Source organism: bacterium (assembly GCA_041649255.1).
Classification (GTDB): domain Bacteria; phylum Hydrothermota; class UBA3073; order JACQXS01; family JAQTXJ01; genus JAQTXJ01.
This window is the reverse complement of the sequence record JBAZNK010000001.1, coordinates 287,965-304,324: the sequence shown is the minus strand read 5'-3', so window position 1 is coordinate 304,324 and position 16,360 is coordinate 287,965. Positions and strand designations below refer to the sequence as shown.

Here is a 16,360-nt window from a genome sequence, read left to right as displayed (position 1 = left end):
TGGAGTAAACCTTACTCCATAATAAGCGCCGCAGCTTGGTCACATCGGGTCATAACCCTTAACGTAAGAAGGCGTCCCATTATCATACTTGATTTGCGCCCCGTTACAAATCTGTCCACTAACGAACAGAACTCCCAAAACAACTCCTGCAAAACTTAAACGTTTTAACATCTGCACCTCCCGTGCTATTATTCCTCTCCTATTTCTGTTTCCTCTTTTATTTTCCCTTTCTACTTACTACTCTTTGCTACCTACTTGTAATTTATCGTATCATTATAACTTTCATCGTTTTCTGTTCTCTGCGTTCTCTCTTTTTTTAAACTCTTTGATCGAATATCCACTTCCCTTTTTCTGTTATCTGTTCTTTGCGACCTCTGCGTCTCTGCGGTGAAATCTCCATTTTTTTATCTTATCATTATAACTTTCATTGTTTTACTGGTATTATTTACTTTTACTTTATAGAAATACATCCCGGGCGGAACCTGTTTCCCATACCTGTCTTTCCCATCCCAACCGATATTATATGAACCAGCTGATTTAGGAGAATTGTTCATAATGCTACGAACTTCCTTGCCCGTTATGTCAAAAACTACTGCCGACACGACTGTCCAAAACTTGCTTTCTAATTTCACGCTTGTTTGATGAACGAAAGGATTTGGCCAGCAAGTTGATAAGGTGTACGGCTCAGTCGGTTTTACCGTTTCTATGGCTATGATTGTGTCTGTTAACCAGGGACTAAAAACTATGCTGCGAACACTACTTTTTACCGTATCGCATACTGCATTTCCCGTACCGCTCGGATTAAGCGTCGCGTGATAAGGCCCGCTTGCAGACCCCCACCAGTTGTTTGTTGCATCTAAAACTCCGGTCGGGAAGTAAGTATATTTTAGCCCATATTGTGTGTGACCTGCTATCTGGTTATTTTTTAAGGTTGTCAATGCAACGTTTGCCATCCTTACTTCTATCCCTATTTTGTCATTGTTTTTTATGGTATTGTTTCTTATTGTGAGAGTGTGTGTCTCACCCTGTTCAAAAATGGCTATTCCTCCTGTCCCATAAGTAGCGGTATTGCCTACAATGTAATTATTTTCAATAATCGCTCCCGTTCTGATAACTGCAATCCCTCCGCCACCATTGGACATATTGCCTTTCCCGCCTGCAAAATTATTTATTATGGTATTTCCTCTGAATATCGGAGTATAATCTTTGTCAGAGGCAAAACTATATATTCCTGCGCCATTACCGTCACTCCATTTTTCTCCGTCTTTGCCTTTTTTTGCAAGGGCATCATTATTATATATTAAACAACTTTCTATTATTGCATTTGACCTCTCTAAATAAACACCTGCGCCTTCATTCGCTTCATTATCGGTAAATATATTGTTTTTTACTTTCATATGGCTGTTCCAGAAACGTAACCCGCCACCCTCCCCGTCCATTCCTCCGGTTCCGCCTGTCATTTTAAAACCTTGTATTAAAGAATTAGAGTCTGTTCCGCAACCTGTCGCAGCATTTATTGTTACATAGCCGGTGCCGTGTATTTCGGTAACTGTCGCCCCTCCCTCGCTTACCAATTTAATACCGTCTTTGCTGAATGCTACGTTTTCATTATAAGTCCCGGGAGCTACAAGAATGCTGTCTCCGTTTGCGGCGGCAGTCATAGCCGCTCCAATTGTAGCATACTGGGATGGCACCCTACGAGTTGTTCCAAAACATAAAGAAGCCATTACTAAAACTACCGAAATCAACATTATTTTCTTCATCCGTCCCCCTTTTTTTATTGTTTCTCTTCCGTTCCCTTTCTACTTCCTACTTTAGCTTATCGTATCATTATAACTTTCATTGTCTTACAGGTATTATTTACTTTTACCCTGTAAAAATACATTCCCGGCGGAACCTGTTTCCCGTATCTATCTTTCCCATCCCAGCCGATATTATAAGTCCCTGCCGATTTAGCAGAATTATTCATAATACAGCGAACTTCCCTGCCCGTTATGTCAAAAACGATTGCCGAAACCAATACCCAGTAACGGGTATCAAGTTTTACACTTGTTTGATGAACAAAAGGATTCGGCCAGCAAGTGGATAATGTATAAGGCTCAGTCGGTTTTACTGTTTCTACAGCTTGAAGAGTGTCTGTTAACCAGGGATTAAAGTTTACACTGTGAACACTACTTATTACCGTATCCCCTACTGCGTCACCCAATCCGCTCGTATTAAGAGTTTTGTGATAAGGTCCAGTCGAATCGCCCCACCAGTTATTTGTTGCATCCAGAACTCCAACTGCGCGATACTCGAATTTTAACCCGTATTGATGTCCGGAAATCTTGTTATTATTAATATGGGCATTTGCTGCGCTGAGGTATCTCATATCTATTGCTACACTGTCATTATCTTGTAGAATATTATTTGTTACTATAATCTCGTATACCCCGCCCATTGACATAAAGGCAATCCCGCCATTTCCATACTTTGCCGTGTTATTAGCTATGTAGTTGCCTATTGCTGTTCCGGCTGTTTTCTGAAATGCAATAGCTCCTCCACCGTTGATGAAATTCCCATTTCCATTCGCATCATTATTTATTATAGTGTTATATCTGACAATAGGTTCTCCATCTCCAAAATCTGAAAAAGTATAAATACCACCGCCGGTGCCTCCGGGGGGCGAACTAACTATAGCATTATTGCCATATATTAAACAACTCTCTATGACTGCATCCGACCTCTCTAAATAAAACCCGCCGCCTTCATTTGCATGATTCTCTGTAAATATACATTTCCTGACTGTTATTGCTTGTTTCCACATACGGAGCCCGCCACCTTCTCCACCGTAACCACCGGTTCCCCCCGTAACTTTAAATCCATAAAGCAAAGTAGAAACATCCATCCCCGATACAGAAGAGCTTATGGTTACGCTTCCGCTTCCATGTATTTCCGTAGAATCGGCCCCGGATTCACTAATTAGTTGGACACGGTTAGTCTTGAAAGTAACATTTTCGTTGTAAGTTCCTTTTGCTACGAGGATGGTGTCCCATTCCGCGCAAGCATTCATAGCTGCCATAATTGTAGAGTATTGAGATGGCACACGCCTAACTGTCCCAAAACATAAAGAAGCCAGTGCTAAAACTAACGAAACTAACATTGTTTTCTTCATCCATCCCCCTTTTTTCTATTTCTTTATCTGTCTTCTCTGTGCCCTCTTTAGTAATAAATCTTTTTTTTATCTGTTAATTTTGATTTTTGCATTTTGATTTTTGATATTTCTGTTTATCGTATCATTATAACTTTCATCGTCTTACACGTATTATTTACCTTTACCCTGTAGAAATACATTCCCGGCGGAACTTGTTTCCCATACCTGTCTTTACCATCCCAGCTTATATTATAAGAACCTGCCGATTTAGGACAACCATTCATAATACAGCGAACTTCCCTGCCCGTTATGTCAAAAACTATTGCCGATACTACCGTCCAAAACTTACTTTCTAATTTTACACTTGTTTGATGAACAAAAGGATTCGGCCAGCAGGTTGATAATGTATAAGGCGGCTCGCGTGGTTTTACTTCTTCTACGGCTATGGAATGTGTCCACGGGTCGAAATCTATTGTGTGAGTACTGCTTACTACTGTATCTTTTACCCCATCTCCCATCCCGCTTGGGTTAAGTGTTGCGTGATAAGGCCCGCTTTCTGCGCCCCACCAGTTGTTTGTTGCATCTGCCACTGTCCCGTACGTCCAGTAAGTAAATCTCACTCCATACTGATGTCCGGTAATCTGGTTGTTGTTAATGTGAACATTATTTGCATGAAGGTATCTCAAATCTATTGCCACGCTGTCATTGTTCCTAATTATATTATTTTGTATTGTAACGTTATAAGTGCCGCTCATCAACATAACTCCAATTCCTCCGTTGCCATAAGCCGCAGTATTGTCTTCTATGAGGTTGTTTATTATTGTCCCCCCTGTCTTATGGAGCGCAATAGCCGCGCCGCCAAAAATCAAATCAGTAAAACCATCGGCGCTATTGTTGATTATTGTATTATTCCTGATAATCGGGGGAAAATCTCCTGCATCCGAAAAAGAATATATCCCACCGCCGGCTCCACCCGGACTAGTTTTTGGAGGCGCAGCATTACCGTATATTAAACAACTTTCTACGACCGACCTTGACCTTTCTAAATAAAGCCCTCCCCCTTCATTTGCCTCGTTGTCCGTAAATATACAATTTTTGATTTTCATGGCCTGTTGCCACAAACGTAACCCCCCGCCTTCTCCACCATAACCGCCGGTTCCACCTGTAACCTTAAATCCATATAGCAACGTAGTTGTATCCGAGCCGGAAGCCGAAGAACTTATTGTTACGCCACCGTTCCCATGTATTTCCGTAGAGTCGGGACCGGATTCACTGACTAACTTCACACCATTATCTTCAATATTAACGTTCTCATTGTAAGTCCCTTTTGAAACGACAACGCTGTCCCCTCCATTTGCAGCATCTAATGCCGCCTGAATTGTAGAATATTGGGATGGCACACGCCGAACTGTTCCGAAACACAAGGAAGCCATTGTTAAAACTAATGAAATTAACATTGCTTTTTTCATTTTGTCCCCCTTCCCCCGTAAATATACAATAATATGCAATAAAAAAATTATATACAATATATGTTCTATTTTCACCTATTAGTCAAGATGTTTTTTATTTTTCCACTTTAGTGATAGCGAACTTGTTTGTTATCTCTTAAATTGCTTAGGACTGATTGCCCTTTGTATGTTTTGTAAAAATTCTTGTGTAAAGTCCTTTTGGGAGGGAGTTCTATCCAGCTCCGCTGTGGTCTTTTAGCTGTGACTAAAAATCTTGTTTTTTTGTATTTTTGCTTGCTATAGTCTCGATTCTTTTAGCCTTAAACTTTCTGCTCTTTTTTAATCTGTGTTCATCTGCGGTTAATAACCTTTTCTTTTCTTCTTCTCTGTATCCTCTCTGTTTTCATCTCTATTTTGTTCTTTGTTTTAACTCTAAACTTTAATTAGTTCTCTCTTCTTTTCATTCTTTTCTTTGCGTTCTTTGCGGTTACTTAGAGTTTGTGACGTAGGAATACTACTCTAAGTTGTCCAGTTTTTCTGGGCTCTGCGGTGAGAATTTTTTCTGTTTTTCTGTTTTTTAAAATTAAAAATATCTTGACGAGTATAATCTCTAATTTATGGTACTACAAAATTATGGACATTATTGTAATCGGAGGCGGACCCGCTGGTTTATCCGCAGCTATTACCGCTAAAGACCTTGGTGCGGATGTCCTTCTTGTTGATGAAAATCATAAAATAGGCGGACAACTTGTCAAACAAACCCATAAATTCTTTGGCGCAAAACAACATTGGTGTGGCGTAAGAGGTATTAATATTGCAAATCTTTTATTTGAACAGGCTCAACAAAAAGGCGTAAATGTTTTGTTAGAATCCTCCGCAGTAGGGATATATAATGAAAAGAATATTAAAAAAGTCGGAATTATAACTTCTGAAAAATATATGTTGGTAGAAACGAAAGGCATTATTATAGCTGCCGGGGCGGAAGAAAATATGTTAAATTTTGAAAACAATGACCTCCCCGGTATTTATGGCGCAGGCGCAGTTCAAACACTTGTAAATGTTTATGGTATTATGCCCGGTAAAAAAGTTCTAATGGTGGGTTCCGGCAACATTGGACTCATTGTAAGTTATCAACTTATGCAAGCCGGAATTGACGTTGTCGGCATAATAGAGGGTATGTCTGAAATAGGAGGTTATCTTGTCCATGCTTCTAAAATCAGACGTCTCGGAATACCGATACACGTTTCTCATACAATAAAATCCGCAATCGGAAAAGAATCCGTAGAAAGAGCAATAATTACAAAAATAGATAAAAATTGGCAAACCATTCCGGATAGCGAAAAACAAATAGATTGTGATGTGATTTGTCTTGCCGTAGGTCTTACTCCGTCAACGGAATTACTAAACCAGGCAGGTTGCGAAATGAAATATATTCCGGAACTTGGCGGGTATACGGCATACCATAACGATTTGTTACGTACCAGTATCCCCGGAATTTACATTGCAGGCGATATTTCAGGCATAGAAGAAGCCGTAACCGCTATGCTTGAAGGAAAAATTGCCGGTGCGGCTTGCGTCCGGGAAACACTCGAAAATAAAAAAGCAGACACAATTTTATCTCAAGCTTCCCACGAACTTGCTGAATTTAGAGCAGGTCCTTTTGGAGAAAAAGCAAGAACAGGTAAAAATAAACTTCAAAAACAATTATAATGGTTTATAAAAAAATGTTTTTTTGTCTGAAAATTAAAAAAAATAAAATCAATATTGACAAACCAAAAATAAGATATAAAAAATGAAAATCAGTTTGGGAAATTAAAATGATAACTAAAAACAAAAAGAAAGAAAAAAAAGGAGTGCCCTTAAAAAAAGAAAAAGGGCGAAAGGGTAGTAAAATGCTTAAACAAACTGTTTCAAAAGATTTGGGGAAAAAGAACCAAACAAAAGTAAAAGAAAAAACAGGGAAAGCAAGAAAAGTTGAGGAAGCTGATATTTTATATAATCAGGGACTTGAACTCGTAAGCTTTGGGCGATATGAAGAAGCTCTGGATTCATTTGAAAAAGCGATAAAGCTGAAATCCAATTTTGCTGAAGCGTGGTACAATAAAAGCCTCGTTCTTGGAATACTTGAACGTCCCAATGAAGCTGTAAAAGCTTTCGAAAAAGCAATGGCGCTTAAACCTGAATTGTGCGACAATGAAGATCTTGATAAGTCGCTGAATTAAAAAAGTTCTTATAGTTTAATGTAGGAAAATATGAGGATAGGAATAGTTGCGAACCTTTCTAAACCTCATGTTAATAGTCTTCTTCCTGAACTTGTAGGATGGCTTAATACCCATAAACAAGAAGTATATTTTTTTGATAATGGGTTTAATCATTCCGGAATTACTTCCTGTAAAGATTCAGACGAATTCCTTTCTGCAGTTGAAATGGTTCTTGCAATTGGCGGAGATGGAACGTTATTAAAAGCTTCTCACATTATAGGTTCAAAAGGGATTCCAATACTTGGCATTAATCTCGGTGGTTTAGGTTTTTTGACGGAAGTCCGCAAGGATGAATTATATCCGGCTCTTACGAAAGTTCTGGCTTCCGAATACCAAATAGAAGAAAGAATGGTTCTCGAAGCTGTAGTCAAAGGCGAAAAATTGTATGGATTGAATGACATAGTTATCGTGGGTTCGGGTTCAGGACGAATGCTTCAATTCGAATTATGGATAAACGGTAGTTATACTTCTAATTTCCTTGCAGACGGTCTTATAGTTTCCACGCCAACAGGCTCTACTGCTTATTCACTTGCTGCTCTCGGTCCCGTTGTTGAACCGGCAATGGAATGCGTGGTTGTAAACTTAATATGCCCGCACACATTTGGCGCTAGACCTATAGTAATTTCAGCAGCTTCCACAATAGAAGTTAAATGTACCGCCCCATCTTTTGTAGTTGTCGCAGATGGACAGGAAAAGATTTTATTATCCAACAATGAGGCAATTAAATTTAAAAAAGCAGATTATAAAATCAAACTTGTCCAATCCGGATTCCGTGATTTTTATGAAGTTTTAAGAACTAAATTGAAATGGGGGGGAGGTAAAGAAAGATAGTCTTTTCCCCTGCCCTGCTGTCAGGTAAAAATAAAAATAATCAAGCGATTAAAAAAATTCTTATTGACAAAACTAAACTATTAGGTAGAAATTGAAACTATTATGGATAGAATCAGAATTAAACTGAAAGCGTATGACCATAACATTCTCGATAATACCGTAAAAGAGATCATATCTACACTAAGTGAAACCGGTGGAGAAATTTCAGGCCCCGTCCCTTTGCCTACGAAACGAAGCTTATATACAGTATTACGCGCCTCTAATATTGATAAGAAATCACGAGAACAATTTGAGCTTACTGTCCATAAAAGACTTATAGCAGTGGACAATCCCACGAAACAAACAGTAGACGCATTAACAAAACTTAATCTTCCTGCAGGCGTAGATGTAGAAATAAAAATATAATCTACCATCAAAAACCCGGAACTTATAAGTAAAAAAATAAATCCCCTAAATAATAACCTATTTGGTTTAGAATGCTATAAATAGCTGGTCATTTTTTAGTTTAAATTACCCTGTGCTTTAGCACGGGGGTGACGAAATAAAGAAAACAACGGGCTTTAGCCCATAATAATATAATGCAAAACTAAACAAAGATATGAAAACAAATCGTAAACCAGTTGTCATAAATGATGCTAAAAAAGTGAATCACAATCACTTTATGATTAAAGAAATAAAAGAATCCCCGCAAAAAGCAAAAGAATTATTGCGCCTTCTCAAAAAATATCCTTCTGTTCCCAAAATTATAGATGAAATATATAACGCAGAAAATGTATACATTACAGGTGCAGGAACTTCTTTTCACGCGGGCTTATTAGGAACGTACTATTTTAATAAACTTGCTCACACCAAAACAATTATATCGTTCGCAGCTGAATTCGTAGAAAGATTCGGGAATAGCTTTGCCGGCAAAGATTCATTAATAGGCATATCGCAAAGTGGCGAAACTAAAGATGTTAAAAATGTAATGGATTTTCTTGAACATAAAAAATATAAAAAAATCTTATCCATCGTCAATGTTATCGGGTCATCTATTGCCCTACGCAGTAGGTTAGTTATCCCACTTGCTTGCGATAAGGAAATAGCCGTGCCGGCAACGAAAACTTTTGTAAACGAAACAATAACTTTTCTTTACCTGGCAATGACTCTTGCAAAGAAAAAAGGAATCACGTCCCAGGTAACCTACAAAGATATGGAAAAACTTCCTGACTTGCTTGCAGAAACGATAGAAACAACAGAATCAAAGGCAAAAGATGCAGCAAAATTTTTAAGTAAAACCAATGATTTTTACAGTGTAGGATACGGGCTTACATATCCAATTGCGCTCGAAAGCGCTTTAAAAATAAAGGAAATTACCTATGCTCATTGTGAAGGAATGTATTCTTCCGAGTTTAAACACGGTCCTATATCTATTGTAACAAAAAATTATCCCGTTATGTTTACCGTTGCAAAATCCAATAAAAGTATAATGCTTGGTCATATAAATGAAGTTTTATGCAGGGGCGGAAAAGTCTTGGCTGTCGGCCCCGAAGATAAAGAATTGAAAAAACAAAGTAATTTCTATATCCCTTTACCTGATGCAAACCAATTTCTTACACCCATACTTGCCGTAATTCCTTTCCAGTTAATTGCATATTACCTTTGCCTGCAAAAAGGATATAACCCTGACCAACCAAGAAATATTTCTAAAACGGTAACCGTAGCGTAATTCCCCTACAAAAAAACTCTTATTCATCTTCTATATTTTTACTCTAAGTTATTTAGTTTTTTGGGGACTTGACCTGAGAATTTCCGTTCTCTTTTATCCTGTTAATCCTGTCGTATTATATTTCCGTTCCCTACCTACTACCTACTGGTCTGCTCTCTACTATTAACTACCCTCGCGGATGGCAAGTTCGTACCGCTTCTTTAAGCTTTTCTCGGTCTATATGCGTATAAATTTCCGTAGTCGTAATCGAGGAGTGTCCTAATAATTGCTGAACTACTCTTAAATCCGTACCCGCTTCTAATAAAGCCGTTGCAAACGAATGCCTGAAAGTATGAGGAGTAACTTCTTTATTAATTCCGGATAATTTAATGTATTTTGTTATGATTTTCCATCCACCCATTCTGGATAGTTTTTTGCCATTCTGGTTGAGAAATAAAAATTCCGTATCTTTCCCCTTTTTTAATACGGGACGACCGTTTGTTAGATACATTTCTATGGCTTTTTGCGCATACGAACCAAGCGGAACTATCCGTTCTTTGTTGCCCTTACCGAAAAACCGCAATAACCATATATCCTTTTCCGGAATAATTTCGGACATCCGTAAATTTAACATCTCGGAAATTCTCAAACCTGCCCCATAAAGCACTTCAAGCATTGCTCTGTCCCTTAAACTTGTCGGGTCAATTTTATTTGCTTGCTCCAATATCAAATCAACCTCTCTCGGCGCTAAAACTTCAGGTAAATATTTTATCAATTTAGGCGCATGTAAAGAATTAATCGGTGAATCCGTTATCATTTCCGAATCTACGAGAAACCTGTAAAACTCTCTCATTGCAGCTACTATACGGGCAATAGAACTCATTTTCATCTTTTCCGTATCTTCTAAATAAATAATAAACGCATTTACGTTTTCTATTTTAGCTTTTACGGGATTGACTTTTATTGACTTAAAAAATGCAAACATCTTTCGTATATCACTCTCATAAGCCTCTTCCGTATTGTGACTGCTTCCTTTTTCCATAAGTAAATGGTTCTTGAAACCTTCAATAATATCGTCAGCCATTTTATAAAATGTAATTAAAAACACCTGTTTGTCTATATATTTTTTGGAGAACTGTTCGCCCATCTTGTGGGAAATCCGTCTGAGACGGACTCCTGACCTTGATATCTTCTGTATATTTTGTAGTGGCGAGTCGTTGACTTGCCTTTTTTGGAGATGGGATTGTCTGTCCTGTTCTTTGTAGGGCAAAGCTTTAGCTTTGTTTGCGAAAAGTTGTTAGTTCTTATCTGTTTTTATATTTAAAAATAACAAGAGGCAGATAGAATAAAATTCTACCTGCCTCTCTAAAATTCAAATCTACTTATCTCTTATTTCCCGCCGCAACAAGAACAACCGCAACTTCCACCGGACACAAATTTTTCCGGCAGTATGTAGTCGCCATGTTTCGCCTGTGCTTCAAGCAATCTCTTTCTCTGTGTTTCCAATACTTCCAATAATACTTTCGGCGTATCCGTTACCTTTGTTTCGTAAATCTTCTTAATCCTGTCAATCTTGGATAAACTCTCTTTTACTCTTGTCATAAATTGTTTGTTATAAGCTTCCTGAGAGTAATCTTTTCCTAATACGCTTTTGAATAATGGTTTCAGGTCTTCGTATTTCGGTATTTTCCCTGTTGGAGTTTCTATGACTTCAACGTCTTTGTTCGCGCGTAATTCCATCCATTTATACCATACTTTTTTGTCCGTCTTTTCGTTCAGGAATTTTCCCGTTTCTTTGTCCACGAGGAAATAATTTACTCCGAAAATGGGCGGAACTTTTTTCAAATCTTTTGCAAAGTTTATGTTGTTCTGTATGTATTGTCCTATGGGAATGGGTAAAAAGTCAAGATTGGACATCGGGTTAAATTCCCTGACGCCTTCCTGACCGAGCGTAGCTGCAGTCGTTTCCGACTCAAGTGCAGCGCCTTTCATTACTATTCCGTGAGCCCAATCCAATGATTCTTCTACCGGCACACAAGTATCAGAATCTCTGCCACCATAGACTATACCGCCAACAACCAATCCTTCCGGACTGTGTATGTTTTTGTCACAGTTTTCTAAAGTGTCAAGACTCATTGTAAATCTTGCATTCGGATGTGAACATTTGATTTCTTTGTCTTTCGCATCTTTTTTGCCGACAAACCATTCTCCTGAATGGTTTATTCCCTTTGCAGGAACGTCACCATTTTTGCCTATCCAGTGAGCGCGTTTATCTTCCGTAACCAATACGTTTGATAATATTACTTCACGCGGGTTATTCAAAGCTTTCCACTGTATCGGGTCGTCTTTTGAATTTATTCCCTGTATTATACCAAACATACCTCTTTCTACGTTTACGCCTACGATTTCACCGTTGATTTTCTTGAGATATGAGATGTCATCGCCAACGATAGTTTCTCCGTCAAGCATTGCAGTAGAAGTCTTCCCGCATAACGACGGAAATGCTCCCGTGAAATAAGTAACTCTGCCCTTTGGTCCGTGAACTCCCATAAGAAGCATATGTTCCGTAAGCCAGCCTTCTTTGGAACCCTGTTTAATTGCAAGTCTCATTGCAAGTTTCTTCAAACCGATTGAGTTCCCGCCGTATTGTGTATTGGCGCTGTAAACCGTATTTTCTTCCGTATCAATGTATATTCTTCGTTTGTCAAGGTTTTTACAGGTCTTCCTTTCGTCTAATTCGCCCTGTGAATGTATGAATTTGAAGATTTTTGCATTCTTGCCCTGTCTTACAAATTCCTCATAACCCTGTCTGTATAAAAGGTCTTCGTTATGCGCTACAAAAGCCGAGTCCGTAAGCTGGAGTGCAGGTATTGAGAATTTGGAGTTCGTTGGCCCTAAGCAGAAGAACCTTACATACATTTCGTGACCTTTCATGCTGTCTTTAAGAACTTCCAATACGTCTTTCAATCCTTCATCCCTGTCTTTTGTGTCTATGGCTTCTCCAAGAACGACGCCTTTTGGGACAAGAATAGCAGTATGTGCTTTATCTCTTGCCTGGTCGAGGTAATTGTCAAAATGGTAAGTATGTCCTTCTATTGCCATTTTGTGTTCTTCACCGTTTTTTACGGCAGCATCCCTGATATATTTTATATCTTCTTTCGAATCTGTACACACAAAAACCGAATCAGGATTGCAAAGCTCTATGTATTTTGTGATAAATTTATCAACTTCCGGATTACCTATCTTTTCAATTTTAGCGTAATCCTTTTCACTCAACTTCTTTTTTAATATTTCTTCCATTATCCCCCCTATGGTCAAGGAGACTAATACATAAAAACTCTTATGTCAAGGATAAAACAATATAATAACAACTTGCTGTTAAAACCCTTGAAAACATCTATGTAGGGACTTGATTTTTTATCCGCCTCTGGCGGAATCAAGTTCATGCTATCTCTCCTCATATTTAATTTGATAATTCCTTGCGGCTTGCCGCAGGGTGTATGTATTAGTGGTAGGACAGACATTCTTGTCTGTCGGTCTGCTTGGAGGATTCTTGTCTGTCGATAGATATCATTTTTCTTTAGATACACAGGAAGGGGCGAGCCGTTGACTAGCCCTCTTTCTTTTTTTGTGGTAAGCACTTGCTGCTGAAGGTAGGTAAACTCTCTCAATTTTTTTGTATCCGTGTAAATCCGTGGCTAATATCTGTATTCTATTTTTTGTAATCTGTGAAAATCTTGTGTAATCTCGTGGTTTCAATCTGTTTTTTTATCTTTATGTTATTTTTTGGTGCTCTCTACTTTTAACTCTTTACTCTAAACTCTCTTCACTTTTTTCATTCTTTCTACTCGGTTTTCCCCTATCTACTACCTACTTCCTGCTGCCTACTTTTTCCCCTTGACTTTCCCCTGTCTCCGCCTTACATTCCTATACTATGAAAAAAGTAGGTCTCGTTTTGGGTTCCGGGGTGGCGAAAGGACTTGCCCATATTGGGGTTCTTAAGGCGATTGATAAACAAAAAATCCCCATAGATTTTATTGCAGGAACAAGTATCGGGGCGCTTATAGGCGCAATGTATGCTTCGGGAATCAGTGGGGAAGAAATAGAAGAAATAGCCCTGAATATAGATATAAAAAAAACGCTTGCTCTTTTTACCCCGACAATGTCATATTCCGGATTAATTGATGGGCAAAGAGTAATTAATTTTATTGAATCTATAATCGGCAGGCAAAACATTGAAGACCTTCGTATCCCATTTGCTGCAATATCTTCTAATATTGTGACGGGAGAAGAGATTGTAATCACAAAAGGCTCTTTGCTTAATGCGCTCAGGGCAAGTATCTCTATCCCCGGCATATTTACCCCTGTCGAATACAATCAAAAACTTCTGGTAGATGGGGGACTTGTAAACCCTGTTCCTGTGAGCGCCGTTCTTAAGATGGGCGCAGATATTGTAATTGCAGTAAACGTTCTGTCGGCTCCACAAAAGAATATGCGGAGTTACATTAGAATGGATGATAAAACAAAAAAAACTCCGGCAAAAAAAAGCAACTCTCAAATAATAAATACCCGTTTAGGCAATTTTGCCGCATCTTTAAAACCGGTTGCTCAGTTCAGTAATTTTGTGAAAAAGAAAACTTCTACACCAAGCATATTTCACGTATTACTTCAAACAATATCCGTTACCGAGTATGAGATTGCCAATTTTCAGCTGGCAAAACACAAGCCGGATTTTTTAATCACTCCGGCCGTTGAGTTTGTTGCCCCTCTTGAGTTTTTTCGTGCAAAAGAAGCAATTTTAGAGGGAGAAAAAGCATTTTCCGCTGTTATCCCTTCTCAACTTACTTTATAAGATTATTATTGATAATAAGTAATGGTTTTATATAAAAAACCTATGGAAATTCAAATATCAAAAATCATCCGCTCAAGAAGAAGAACAATCGAACTACAAATAAACAGCGATTCAACTTTAATTGTTCGTGCTCCACTCAGAGTTAGCGAAAAGTATATTAACAAACTAGTATATAAAAAAAGATTGTGGATTTCCAAAAAACAAGAGTTTATGCTTCGACAAAAACATTTAATAAAACAAAAAGAATTTATATCCGGCGAAAGTTTTTTATATTTAGGCAATACCTATAAACTGCAGATTGTAGATAATTCAAAATTGCCCTTGCTGCCGTTGTCTTTTGAAAACTCTGCAGGCGTGTTTTTGCTTTCACGAGATAAACTTGATAAGGCAAAGGAGCTTTTTATCCTCTGGTATAAAGAACAAGCGAAACAAAAAATAACAGGGCGTGTTGATTTTTATTGTTCCCAAACAGGATTAAAATACAATAAAATCAGGATAACGGATGCCGGAAGCAGGTGGGGCTCCTGCGGAAGTAAAAACGGTCTGAATTTTAATTGGCGATTAATTATGGCTCCACCGGGAGTGCTTGATTATGTGGTCGCCCACGAAATTGCTCATATAATGGAGAAAAATCATTCAAAACGTTTCTGGATGAAAGTGGAGACAATATTCCCCGATTATAAAATCCATAGAAAATGGCTGAAAGAAAATAAATACCAACTCCTGTTTTAGACAAAACCGTTTTTAGAATAATCAAAATGTTTTTTTTCATAGTAGTAGTTATTGTTGTATCATTTTGTTATTTGTGGTAGGACAGACATTCTTGTCTGTCAGGAAAAATATATTTTACGTATTTTGTTAGCAGTTGAGTTTTAGCCGTGGGTACTACCTTAAAAACAGCCAGTAAACAAGAATATTAATCCCTGTTAATGGAATGCCGATTTTTGCAAATTCCCAAAAAGTCAACGTCTCGTTATACTTTTTTTCTGCGTTCTGGATTATTATCACATTGCTTGCGGCTCCGAGTATGAATAAATTACCTGCAATTGTGCTCCCTGCAGTCAATGCCATCATTGCTTTTGTCGTGGCTCCCGTATCTGCAAGCATAGGCAGGTAAAGTGCAACAAGTGGAACGTTGGAAATCAACTGACTCAATAATACGCTTATCGTTAGAATCATATCCGTTGATAAAATGTTAATATGTGATTTGGTTATAATACTCTGAAAAAATCCGCTGTCCCATACACTTTGCATTAAAACAAACATAGATGCAAAAAAAACAAGAGTATGCCAGTCAATTTGTTTTAGCACTTTAATCCTTTTTTCACTAAATATCAATATAGGAAGCATAGAAATCAAAGCAATATAAGTTAGTTTGAAATCAAAACTAAAATTCAGAATAATGGTTAGAATCTTAAGAATAACTAAAAGTATAATTATGGACAAAGAAATCTTACATAGGTTTGATAATTTCAAATCTGTTATCGGCTCCCGGATATGAGTTAATGGAGTTTTGTTTAAGTAGGTTTTATAAAATACTTTCAACAGAATAAATGCTAAAAAAAGATTTATAATCGTGGGCAAGAATAAGTATTTCAAAAAGACAACAAAAGAATTTGTTATTTTCCCATTAATAGCAATCAAAAGATTTTGCGGGTTTCCAATGGGACTCATAACGCTTCCGATTGTAACGGCAAAAGCAAGAGTCAATAATAACAATTTTGGGTTAATTTTATGTTTTTTCGCAAGCAATAGGACAACCGGTGTTCCGATAATGGCTAAAGTGTCATTCATTAGAAATGCCGAAATTATTCCCATACCAAATAAAATAGATAAAATCAACGTATCTACGGATTTTGTTTTGCTGAATAATTTATAAGAAAGATGAGCTAAATATCCGCTTTCTTCCAATGCCTGTCCTACGACAAACATACCGAATAGAAAAAGTATAACATCTATGTTTATTGATTTTAACGCATTTGCCGGGGAAATCTGTCCCGTTAACAATACTATAATCGCTCCGGATAACATTATCAGCCATATAGGAAGCCGGATGTTTCCAACCTGCCTTATTGCAATTGACAGAAAAACAACAACCAAAACTATTATTGGAATTATCATAAAGATAAAATTATATAACAGTGGAAG

Annotated in this window: 14 protein-coding genes; 7 read left to right on the top strand and 7 right to left on the bottom strand. The window is 37.8% G+C overall.

Features of this window, described 5'->3' with window-relative positions; all coding sequences use genetic code 11:
- Positions 1–39 precede the first annotated feature (39 nt).
- The 4 genes from WC614_01265 to WC614_01250 all read right to left on the bottom strand — a co-directional run bounded on the left by WC614_01265 (position 40) and on the right by WC614_01250 (position 4,602).
- The gene (locus WC614_01265; protein MFA5031625.1) at positions 40–171 is read right to left on the bottom strand and encodes a hypothetical protein; all 132 of its coding nucleotides are present in this window, start codon (positions 169–171) and stop codon (positions 40–42) included.
- 233 nt (positions 172–404) lie between these two features.
- The gene (locus tag WC614_01260; GenBank protein ID MFA5031624.1) at positions 405–1,763 is read right to left on the bottom strand and encodes a T9SS type A sorting domain-containing protein; all 1,359 of its coding nucleotides are present in this window, start codon (positions 1,761–1,763) and stop codon (positions 405–407) included.
- A 56-nt stretch (positions 1,764–1,819) separates the two neighbouring features.
- Positions 1,820–3,154 (bottom strand): T9SS type A sorting domain-containing protein, encoded by a 1,335-nt coding sequence (locus WC614_01255; protein MFA5031623.1) that lies wholly within the window; start codon positions 3,152–3,154, stop codon positions 1,820–1,822.
- Between the two features lie 113 nt (positions 3,155–3,267).
- The gene (locus tag WC614_01250) at positions 3,268–4,602 is read right to left on the bottom strand and encodes a right-handed parallel beta-helix repeat-containing protein (protein MFA5031622.1); all 1,335 of its coding nucleotides are present in this window, start codon (positions 4,600–4,602) and stop codon (positions 3,268–3,270) included.
- A gap of 612 nt (positions 4,603–5,214) precedes the next feature.
- On the opposite strand from WC614_01250, the gene WC614_01245 reads away from it, so the two are divergent.
- From WC614_01245 to WC614_01225, 5 genes are all read left to right on the top strand, one after another.
- Positions 5,215–6,291 (top strand): NAD(P)/FAD-dependent oxidoreductase, encoded by a 1,077-nt coding sequence (locus tag WC614_01245; protein MFA5031621.1) that lies wholly within the window; start codon positions 5,215–5,217, stop codon positions 6,289–6,291.
- Positions 6,292–6,398: 107 nt separating this feature from the next.
- Entirely contained in the window at positions 6,399–6,803 is a 405-nt protein-coding gene (locus WC614_01240) for a tetratricopeptide repeat protein (GenBank protein ID MFA5031620.1), read from the top strand.
- Between the two features lie 30 nt (positions 6,804–6,833).
- Positions 6,834–7,673, top strand: a complete 840-nt coding sequence (locus WC614_01235) for an NAD(+)/NADH kinase (GenBank protein ID MFA5031619.1) — start codon at positions 6,834–6,836, stop codon at positions 7,671–7,673.
- Positions 7,674–7,775: 102 nt separating this feature from the next.
- A complete protein-coding gene (gene rpsJ, locus WC614_01230; protein MFA5031618.1) occupies positions 7,776–8,078 on the top strand; it encodes a 30S ribosomal protein S10 in 303 nt (100 codons plus the stop codon).
- A gap of 193 nt (positions 8,079–8,271) precedes the next feature.
- Positions 8,272–9,381, top strand: a complete 1,110-nt coding sequence (locus WC614_01225) for an SIS domain-containing protein (protein ID MFA5031617.1) — start codon at positions 8,272–8,274, stop codon at positions 9,379–9,381.
- A 166-nt stretch (positions 9,382–9,547) separates the two neighbouring features.
- Here the strand turns inward: WC614_01225 and WC614_01220 are convergent, their stop codons facing one another.
- Positions 9,548–10,444, bottom strand: a complete 897-nt coding sequence (locus WC614_01220; protein MFA5031616.1) for a tyrosine recombinase — start codon at positions 10,442–10,444, stop codon at positions 9,548–9,550.
- A gap of 305 nt (positions 10,445–10,749) precedes the next feature.
- Positions 10,750–12,660: a phosphoenolpyruvate carboxykinase (GTP) gene (locus tag WC614_01215; GenBank protein MFA5031615.1), complete on the bottom strand. Its 1,911-nt coding sequence runs from the start codon at positions 12,658–12,660 to the stop codon at positions 10,750–10,752.
- Between the two features lie 634 nt (positions 12,661–13,294).
- On the opposite strand from WC614_01215, the gene WC614_01210 reads away from it, so the two are divergent.
- Positions 13,295–14,212: a patatin-like phospholipase family protein gene (locus WC614_01210; GenBank protein MFA5031614.1), complete on the top strand. Its 918-nt coding sequence runs from the start codon at positions 13,295–13,297 to the stop codon at positions 14,210–14,212.
- Between the two features lie 42 nt (positions 14,213–14,254).
- A complete protein-coding gene (locus WC614_01205) occupies positions 14,255–14,944 on the top strand; it encodes a SprT family zinc-dependent metalloprotease (GenBank protein ID MFA5031613.1) in 690 nt (229 codons plus the stop codon).
- A 153-nt stretch (positions 14,945–15,097) separates the two neighbouring features.
- Here the strand turns inward: WC614_01205 and WC614_01200 are convergent, their stop codons facing one another.
- On the bottom strand, positions 15,098–16,333 hold the full coding sequence (locus WC614_01200) for an anion transporter (GenBank protein MFA5031612.1): 1,236 nt from the start codon (positions 16,331–16,333) through the stop codon (positions 15,098–15,100).
- Positions 16,334–16,360 lie beyond the last annotated feature (27 nt).